Origin of the sequence: Actinomadura sp. KC345 (assembly GCF_004348515.1) — a bacterium.
GTDB lineage: Bacteria > Actinomycetota > Actinomycetes > Streptosporangiales > Streptosporangiaceae > Spirillospora.
This window is the reverse complement of the sequence record NZ_SMKH01000305.1, coordinates 1-8970: the sequence shown is the minus strand read 5'-3', so window position 1 is coordinate 8970 and position 8970 is coordinate 1. Positions and strand designations below refer to the sequence as shown.

At 72.9% G+C, this 8970-nt stretch carries 9 protein-coding genes; 6 read left to right on the top strand and 3 right to left on the bottom strand.

What is annotated here, in order from left to right:
* Nucleotides 1-130 precede the first annotated feature (130 nt).
* The gene (locus tag E1281_RS33165) at nt 131-817 is read right to left on the bottom strand and encodes a TetR/AcrR family transcriptional regulator (protein ID WP_131883665.1); all 687 of its coding nucleotides are present in this window, start codon (nt 815-817) and stop codon (nt 131-133) included.
* 101 nt (nt 818-918) lie between these two features.
* Here E1281_RS33165 and E1281_RS33160 point away from each other — a divergent pair, with 101 nt between their 5' ends.
* Nucleotides 919-1932 carry an alcohol dehydrogenase catalytic domain-containing protein gene (locus tag E1281_RS33160; RefSeq protein WP_131883664.1) on the top strand — a complete coding sequence of 338 codons (1014 nt, stop codon included), beginning with the start codon at nt 919-921 and terminating at the stop codon, nt 1930-1932.
* Here E1281_RS33160 and E1281_RS33155 read toward each other — a convergent pair.
* Nucleotides 1919-3391, bottom strand: a complete 1473-nt coding sequence (locus E1281_RS33155; protein WP_131883663.1) for an amidase — start codon at nt 3389-3391, stop codon at nt 1919-1921. The two genes, E1281_RS33160 and E1281_RS33155, sit on opposite strands and share 14 nt — an antisense overlap.
* 2 nt (nt 3392-3393) lie before the next feature.
* Complete coding sequence (locus tag E1281_RS33150; RefSeq protein ID WP_131883666.1) at nt 3394-4332, bottom strand: D-2-hydroxyacid dehydrogenase; 939 nt, start codon at nt 4330-4332, stop codon at nt 3394-3396.
* 341 nt (nt 4333-4673) lie between these two features.
* On the opposite strand from E1281_RS33150, the gene E1281_RS33145 reads away from it, so the two are divergent.
* The 5 genes from E1281_RS33145 (at nt 4674) to E1281_RS33125 (ending at nt 8785) form a co-directional block, all read left to right on the top strand.
* Nucleotides 4674-5156, top strand: a complete 483-nt coding sequence (locus E1281_RS33145; protein ID WP_207943638.1) for a DUF3830 family protein — start codon at nt 4674-4676, stop codon at nt 5154-5156.
* Nucleotides 5157-5172: 16 nt separating this feature from the next.
* The gene (locus E1281_RS33140) at nt 5173-5934 is read left to right on the top strand and encodes an Asp/Glu racemase (RefSeq protein WP_165959214.1); all 762 of its coding nucleotides are present in this window, start codon (nt 5173-5175) and stop codon (nt 5932-5934) included.
* 29 nt (nt 5935-5963) lie between these two features.
* On the top strand, nt 5964-6740 hold the full coding sequence (locus E1281_RS33135) for an aspartate/glutamate racemase family protein (RefSeq protein WP_131883661.1): 777 nt from the start codon (nt 5964-5966) through the stop codon (nt 6738-6740).
* 26 nt (nt 6741-6766) lie between these two features.
* Nucleotides 6767-7426: a GntR family transcriptional regulator gene (locus tag E1281_RS33130; RefSeq protein ID WP_131883660.1), complete on the top strand. Its 660-nt coding sequence runs from the start codon at nt 6767-6769 to the stop codon at nt 7424-7426.
* A 105-nt stretch (nt 7427-7531) separates the two neighbouring features.
* Nucleotides 7532-8785 carry an aminotransferase class III-fold pyridoxal phosphate-dependent enzyme gene (locus E1281_RS33125; RefSeq protein WP_131883659.1) on the top strand — a complete coding sequence of 418 codons (1254 nt, stop codon included), beginning with the start codon at nt 7532-7534 and terminating at the stop codon, nt 8783-8785.
* Nucleotides 8786-8970: the final 185 nt, after the last annotated feature.

The window sequence follows — 8970 nt, the reverse complement described above, 5'->3', positions numbered from 1 at the left end:
TGACAGACTGAGTATCCAACGGAGTTCCTGCACTTCAGCGATCTTGGTCGACGCTGTTCTAGCAGGAACTCCGTTGCCGTCTGCGGGCCTTGACAATCCCACCCATCCGCCTAACTACACGGCTTTGCGGCTAGCCCCCGGCGATCCGGTCCAGCCACTCGTTCAGCAGGGCCGCCTCGGACGCGGTCATGTGCGGCGGCGGCGCGGCGGCCAGGGCGGCGCGCAGGGCGGCGGCGCGGCCCGCCGCCGAGGCCGTTCCGCTCTCCCCGTCCGGCGGGACCGTGATCGCGGCCAGGATCGCCTCCCTCGTCCTCGCGGACAGTTCGTCGTCGCCCTCGCCGGCGATGATCGCGAGGGTGACGCCGACCCCGGCGGCGTGGGTCATCCGGGCGGCGGTGCCGACGGAGACCCGCAGGCGCCCGGCATCCGCGACGGCCCCGATGAGGCCGAGCAGGATGGCGTGCGCCTCCTCCGCGACCGGCGGCGTGCGGGACGTCCCGTACATCAGCGTGTAGAACGCGGGGTGGGTCCTGCCGTACTCGACGTGCAGGTCCCAGCCGCGCCGCAGGTCCTCGACCGGGTCGCCGGTGCTCTCCTGGGCGCGCTTGCCCGCCAGGTACTCCTCGAACCCGTACGCGGCGACGGCGTCGAGCAGGCCGCGCTTGTCGCCGAAGTGGTGGTAGAGGGTCGGCGCCCCGACCCCCGCGGCGGTGCAGACGGCGCGCGTCGAGACCGGCTCGCCGCCGGCCTCGGTGAGCAGCCGGGCGGCCGCCCGCAGGATCCTGTCCCGGGTGTCGGGGTCCTTCTGCGCAGTCACAACATCGATGTTACAGAGTTTTACCGAACATCGCTATGCAAGTCCGATGTAGCAGCGTTATCCTCATGGCTATACCAACGCTATGAGAAGGGATGCCTGCCATGCGCAGTGCGCTTCTGTCCGCACCCGGAAAGCGACTGGAGATCGTCGAACGGGAGGCGCCCGAGCCGGGCCCCGGCGAGATCCTGGTCGAGGTCACCGCGTGCGGGATGTGCTTCTCCGAGGTCAACCACCTGCGGGGCCACTACCCGTTCGGGACGTTCCCGACCGTCCCCGGCCACGAGATCAGCGGGGTCGTGGCCGCGCTCGGCCAGGGCGTCGACCGGCCGCAGGTCGGTACCCCGGTCGGCGCGCAGTGGCTGTACGGCTCCTGCGGCCACTGCGACCAGTGCGTGCGCGGCGACCAGATCCTGTGCACCGGGGCGCCCAGGCCCGTCACCGGCGTCAACCGCGACGGCGGCTACGCGGAGTACTTCCTGGGCCGCGCCGGGTTCGTCACCCCGCTCCCGGACGGTCTCGACCCCGTGGCGGGCGCGCCGCTGATGTGCGCCGGGATCACCGCGTTCAACGGCCTGCGGCAGGCCGGCGCGGTCGCCGGGTCCAGGGTCGCCGTGCTCGGCACCGGCGGCGTCGGGACGATGGCGCTGCGGTTCGCCGCCGCGATGGGCGCCCGGGTCGCGGTGGTGTCCCGGTCGCGCCGGACCGAGGACGAGGCCAGGAGCCTCGGCGCCGAGCTGTTCGTCGCCACCTCCGAGCAGGACCCGGCCGAGGCCCTGCGGGCGTGGGGCGGCGCGGACGTGCTGATGAACACCGCGCCCGACACCGCCACCGGGCAGGCCGCGTTCGGCGGCCTGGCCCCGGACGGCACCCTGCTCTACCTCGGCTTCGGCGCGGAGAACGTCTCGGTGCCCCCGGCGGCACTCGTCATGAACCGGCTGCGGGTGATGGGCGCGCCGTCCGGGTCCCCGCACGACCTGCGCGACACGCTCGACTTCGCGGTGGCGCACGGGATCGTCCCGGAGGTCACGCCCGTGACGCTGGACGACGCGCCGCGCGTCCTCGCCGGGATGGACGAGGGCGTCCACCGCGGCCGCGCCGTCATCACGTTCGGGTGAGCCGCTCCGCCTCCGGAGGACGCCACGGCCGCCGCTTCCGCCACGGACGGGCCCGCTCGAAGGCGTGGCAGGCGGCCATGACCAGGGCGTCGGCGTGGCGGGCACCGACGACCTGGAGGCCGATCGGCAGGCCGCCGGACGTGAAGCCGCACGGCAGGCTCGCGGCGGGCTGCTGGGTCATGTTGAACGGGTAGGTGAACGGGGTCCAGCTCGTCCAGCGCGGGGACGGGGAACCCGGCGGGACCTCCAGCCCGGCCTCGAACGCCGCGATCGGCATCGTCGGGGTGAGCAGCAGGTCGTAGCGCTCGTGGAACAGGCCCATGATGCGGCCGAGCTCCATGCGGCGGGCCGTGGCGGTCAGGTACTCGACGGCCGAGTAACCGGCGCCCTGCTCGCAGATCTCCCGCAGGCCCGGGTCGAGGCGCGCGCGGGCCTGCGGAGACAGGTGCTCGACGACCTTGGCGGCGCCCGCGAACCACAGGACCTCGAACTCCCCCGCCGGGTCGCCGCCGAGACCCGGGTCGGCGAGCTCGACCGTCGCGCCGAGTCCGGCGAAGACCTCGGCGGCGGCGGCGACCGACGCCGCGATCTCGGGATCGACCCTCGCGAACCCCAGGTCGGGGCTGAACGCGACGCGGAGCCCGGTCAGGTCGTCCGGGACGGCCTCGGCGAACGGGACGTCCGGCGGCGGAAGCGACGACCAGTCGCGGCCGTCCGGGCCGCAGACGGCGTCGAGCAGCAGCGCCGCGTCGGCCACGGTGTTCGTCATCGGGCCGGTGTGGGCGAGCGTCCCGAACGGGCTGGCCGGGTAGTGCGGGATGCGGCCGTACGTCGGCTTGATCGTGAAGGTGCCGGTGAACGCGGCGGGGATGCGCACCGAGCCGCCGCCGTCCGTCCCGAGGGCGAGCGGCGCCATGCCCGCCGCGACCGCCGCCGCCGCGCCGCCGCTCGACCCGCCCGGCGTGCGGGACACGTCCCACGGGTTGCGGGTGACGCCGGTGAGCGGGTTGTCGGTCACGCCCTTCCACGCGAACTCGGGCGTCGTCGTCTTGCCGACGAACACCGCGCCCTGCTCGCGGAGGCGGGCGACGGACGGGGCGTCCTCGTCCCACGGCCCCGCCGGGTCGATCGTCGTGGAGCCGCGCAGGGTGGGCCAGCCCCGCGTGAGCAGGACGTCCTTGATGGAGACGGGCACGCCGTCCAGCGGCCCGAGCGTCGTGCCGCGCGCCCGGCGGTCGGCCGCCTCGCGGGCCATGTCGAGCGTGGTCTCCTCGTCGACGAGGCAGAACGCGTTGAGTTCGGGGTCGGCGCGCTCGATCCGGGCGAGGACGGCCTGGGCCGCCTCGACCGGGGAGAGCGTCCCGGCCGCGTAGTGGTCGAGCAGTTCGGTCGCGGTCAAGTCGGCCGCGTCGGTCCCGCCCGCCTCGGGCTTGGTCGCCTCTGGCCTGGCCACGGTCACTGCTACCCCCTCTGGTCCGCGGTTTCCCGCTGAGAGCCGACATAGCCGAGAGTTTTGTCCACGACGTTGCGCAGCGGGCGGCCGGACAGGTAGCGGTCGAGGTTCGCGGCGAACATGCGGACCAGCTCGTCCCGCCAGCCGACCACGTCCCCGGACATGTGCGGGGAGACGACGACGTCCGGCATGTCCCACAGGGGGGAGGACTCCGGGAGCGGCTCGTCCTCGAAGACGTCGAGCGCCGCGCCCGCGATCCGGCCGGCCCGCAGCGCCTCGACCAGGTCGGCCTCGGCCACCAGCGCGCCGCGGCCCACGTTGATCAGCCGCGCGGACGGCCGCATCCGGTCCAGGGCGGCGGCGTCGATCATGCGGCGGGTCCGCTCGGTGAGCGGCGCCGCGAGCACGACGTAGTCGGCCCAGGCGAGCGCCTCGCCGAGGCGTTCCATCGGGTGGACGAGGCCGAGGTCGGGGTCGGCGTCGCGGGCCGTGCGGCCGGCTCCGGCGACGGCGAGGCCCGCGGCGGACAGCCGGCGGCCGATCGCGCGGCCGATCGGGCCGGTGCCGACGACCAGCGCGCGGGCGCCGGTGACCCGCTCGGTCTCGCGGTGCCGCCAGCGCCGCTCGCCCTGGAGCCGGACGGTGGTGTGCAGGTCCTTGGCGAAGGTCAGCACCAGCCCGAGCACGTACTCGGCGATCGGCTCGTCGAAGACGCCGCGCGAGTTGGTGACGACCGCGTCGCCCTCGACCAGGCCCGGGAACAGCAGCCGGTCGACGCCCGCGCTCGCGATGTGGACCCAGCCCGGCCCGCAGTCCTCCGGCCACGCTCCGGCGAGTGCCTCGGAGAGGAAGTCCCACATGAACAGGACGTCGGCGCCGGGAAGGGCGTCCGCGAGCTCTGTTTCGCGCACGTAACGGACGCGGGCGAGGCGCTCCACATCCGCCATGCCGCGCGGCTCGACGTCCCCTACCAGCACCACCACGTCGGGTGGCCCACCGGGTGCGGGCGGAACATGCTCCATCGGCGTCGCTTTCAGGGTGTCCGGAGTTTACGTGATGGGAACTCGGGGAGGCATTGACACGCTAGGAACAGTTCGTAGGATTGTCAACAATCAGCGCGTTGCACCGCGGCCCCGGTCGGCGCACTGAGATTCGTGTGCTGCAAGACCGTCGCAACCTGCCCACGCAAGGCCAGGACGGATCCCAAAGCGCTCTAACGGAAGAGTCCTTCGGGTGGCGACGCTCTCGCCCACCCCTGCCCACGGGGAGGTCCGGCATGCCCAAGCTCATGACCATCACTCTGGAGCGTCGCGGCGTGTCATGCGTCGCGGAACTGCTGGAGAAGGACGCGCCGCGCACGTGCGAGGCGGTGTGGCGCTCCCTGCCCCTCGGCGGCGACGCCTACCACGCCAAGTACGCGCGCAACGAGGTGTACACGATGGTCGAGCGGTTCTCCGAGGAGGAGGTCGGCCTCGAGAACCCCACCGTCACACCGATCCCGGGCGACGTCGTCTACTTCTCCTTCGCCGGCGGCATGCTCGACCGCAGGTTCAAGGAGGAGAAGAACATCGACGCGCTGCCCGGCATCATCGACCTGGCGATCTTCTACGGGCGCAACAACCTGCTGCTGAACGGCGACGTCGGCTGGGTGCCCGGCAACGTGTACGCGACGATCGTGGACGGGCTCGACCGGATGGCCGAGGCCTGCAATGACGTCTGGCGCTCCGGCGGAGTCGGCGAGCGCCTGGTCTACAGCCGTGCCGAGTCCTAGAGCGGTGGGCGCGCACATGACATTCGACCCCACGCTGGTCGTCGGCCCCGAGCTGCTCGCCCAGCACGGCATCGGCGTGGTCGCGCCCTTCGACTTCGCCCTCGACCGCGAACTGTGGCGGTGGACGCCGGACGACGTCTCGCTGTTCATGACCCGGCTCCCGTACGTGCCGGTCCCGGTCACCGTGGAGATGGCCTCCGCGCTGTCGGACCAGTCGATCGTCCGGCAGGCCACCCGCGACGTGCTGGCGCCCGAGCCGCTGGCCGTCGCCTACGCCTGCGCCTCGGGGAGCTTCATCCGCGGCAAGGCGGGCGAGCTGCAGCTGCACCAGTCGATGATGTCGGCCGGAGCGCCGATCTCGACGACGACCTCGGGCGCGCTCGTGGAGTCGCTCCGGCTCCTGGACGTCGGCCGGGTCGCGGTCGTCACCCCGTACATCGACGCGGTCACCGAACGGCTGGTGTCCTTTCTCGGCGAGTACGGCATCGAGGTGGTGTCGTCGGTCGGGATGGGGCTGCTCAGCCACATCTGGAAGGTCGGCTACGGCGAGATCGTGTCGGCGGTGTCGACGGTGGACGCCCCCGAGGCGGACGCGGTCTTCATCAGCTGCACGAACGTGCCGACCTACGACATCATCGCGCCGCTGGAGCAGATGATCGGCAAGCCGGTCCTCACCGCCAACCAGGTCACTATGTGCTCGGCGCTGCGCGCGATGGGCCGTTCCGCGGCCGGTCCCGGGCAGTCGCTGGTGCAGCTGGCCCCGTCCACGGCGGCTTGATCGCCCTGAGGGTTAGGATTGACGATTCCATGCATCAGAACAGGTTGAGCGTCGGGTTCCTCTACCCCGGCTACAGCGCTGAGGACGACTACCCCGCCATCGAGAGCGCCATCGGCGGGGTGAGCCTGCCGGTCGTGCACACGCTGATGCGCGAGGACGCCCACCGGGTGGACGCGCTGCTGGACATCGGCGGCGCCGACGTCCTGGGCGACGGGGCCCGCGAGCTGCGCGCGATGGGCGTCCAGGCCGCCGTGTGGGCCTGCACCAGCGGGAGCTTCGTGTTCGGCTGGGAAGGCGCGGAACGGCAGGTCGAGGGCGTCGGCGAGGCCGCGGGCGTCCCCGCGTCCAGCACGTCGTTCGCCTTCGTGAACGCCGCCCGCGCGCTCGGCGTCACCCGGGTCGCGGTCGCCGCGACGTACCCCTCCGACGTCGCCGAGCGGTTCGTCGCGTTCCTCGGCCACGCCGGCATCGAGGTGGTGGCGCTGTCCTGCCGGGGCATCATCACCGCCGCCGAGGTCGGCACGCTGGGCCGCGACGAGGTGCTCGCGTTCGTCGCCGCCAACGACCATCCGGACGCCGAGGCGGTGCTGGTGCCCGACACCGCGCTGCACACCGTGTCCTGGCTCGACGAGCTGGAGGCACGGACCGGCAAGCCGGTCCTGACCGCCAACCAGGTGAGCGTGTGGGAGGGACTGCGGCTCGCGTCCGGTCCCGGGGGGCTCCCGCCGCGCACCGGGCTGGGCCGGCTGTTCGCCGTGCCCGCCCCCGTCCCGGCCGGCGCCGCCGACGTGGGACGACATACCTGACAGCGACGAGAAAGGGGCCCGAGGGCATGGGCCAATTGGGTGAGCTGGAACCTGTCCCCCGCAAGTCGACCGTCGAGATCGTCTCGGACGAGCTGCGCTCGGCGATCATGTACGGGTCGCTGGAACCCGGGGCCCAGCTCGGCGAGGCCGAGCTGGCCGGCCGCCTGGGCATCAGCCGCGGCCCGCTGCGCGAGGCGATGCAGCGGCTCGTCCAGGAGGGCCTGCTGGTCAGCGAGCCGCACCGGGGACTGTTCGTGATCACCCTGGACGAGGGGGACGTCGAGGACGTCTACCTCGCCCGGCTCGCGATCGAGCGGGAGGCCTGCCAGCTGATCATGGAGCGGAACCGCGGCGAGGCCGTCGCCCGGCTCACCGAGGCCCTGGACGCGCTCGTCGAGGCGGCGAGCGAGCGCGACCGGATCGCGATGAGCGACGCCGACCAGGCGTTCCACGAGGTGCTGGTCGCCGCGTCGGGCAGCCACCGGCTGGAACGCATGGCGCACACCCTCCTGGTGGAGACCCGCATGTGCCTCAACGCGCTGCAGGACACCTATCCGGAGCCGTCCGAGCTGGTCGAGGAGCACCGCCGCCTGGTCGACGCGATCGGCGACGGCGAGGAGGAGCGGCTGCTGACCCTCATCGAGGAGCACATGACCGACTCCATCGACCGCCTGCGCGTCACCTAGCGGCCGGGCCCCGGGCGCCGGGCATCCGGTGCTGGACATCCGGGCCGGGGGGCACTTACATTGCAGATTGTCGACAATCTACCGAAGGCACCGGAGGGACGACCCATGGCGAAGCTGTCACCCCAGCTCAAGCAGGCCACCCCCGTCCTCGCCGAGCGCGGCGAGGGCGTCTACCTGTACGGCACCGACGGCCGCCGGCACCTGGACTTCACCGCGGGGATCGGCGTCACCGGCACCGGCCACTGCCACCCGCGCGTGGTCGAGGCGGCGCAGCGGCAGGTCGGCACGCTGATCCACGGCCAGTACACGACGGTCATGCACGAGCCGCTACTGCGGCTCACCGACGCGCTCGGCGAGGTCCTCCCGCCCGAACTGGACTCGCTGTTCTTCCTCAACAGCGGCAGCGAGGCGGTCGAGGCGTCCATCCGGCTGGCCCGGCACGCCACCGGCAGGCAGAACATCGTCGCCTTCCACGGCTCGTTCCACGGCCGGACGATGGGGGCCGCCGCGCTGACCACGGCGGGCACGAAGTTCCGCGCCGGGATCGGCCCGCTGATGCCGGGCGCCGCCGTCGCGCCGTTCCCGCAGGCCTACCGGTACGGCTGGGACGAGGAGGAGGCCACCCGGTTCGCGCTGCGCGAGCTGGACTACCTGCTCGTCACCGCGAGTCCCGCCTCCGACACCGCCGCGTTCATCGTCGAGCCCGTGCTCGGCGAGGGCGGCTACATCCCCGCCCCGCCCGGGTTCCTGGAGGGCCTGCGCGAGCGCGCCGACCGGCACGGCATCCTGCTGATCATGGACGAGGTGCAGACCGGGTTCGGGCGGACGGGCCGGTTCTGGGGCCACGAGCACTCCGCCGCGCGTCCCGACGTCCTCGTCACCGCCAAGGGGCTGGCCAGCGGTTTCCCGCTGTCGGCGATCGCCGCGCCCACCGCGCTGATGGAGAAGGCGCGTCCCGGATCCCAGGGCGGCACCTACGGCGGCAACGCCGTCGCCTGCGCCGCCGCGCTCGCCACGCTCCAGGTCATCGCCGACGAGAACCTCGTCGGCAACGCCGCCCACCAGGGCGCGCGGCTGAGCGACGGCCTGCGCAAGGTCGCCGCCGACCACCCGGAGATCGGCGACGTGCGCGGGCTCGGGCTGATGCAGGCCGCCGAGTTCACCGCGCCGGACGGCGAGCCCGACGCCGCCGCCGCGCAGCGCGCCCACCAGGCGGCGGCCGACCGCGGGCTCCTGCTCCTGACCTGCGGCGCGTACGGCAACGTCGTCCGGATGATCCCGCCGCTGATCGTCACCGAGTCGCAGATCGACGACGCCCTGGCCCTCTGGTCGCAGTCCGTCGCCGACGCCGTCGGTTGACCCGCGGCCCCGGCGCCCGGTGGTCGACGGTAGGTGGTCGACGGTAGGTGGTCGACGGTAGGTGGTCATCGGCCGATGATCGCCAGGAGGGGGATCACCGGGCGCCGCCGCGAGTATCAGGCCTGCGCCACCGCGCCTTCCTTGAGGAGGGTTTCGGTGTCGTCGAAGCCGAGGTCGTCCAGGAC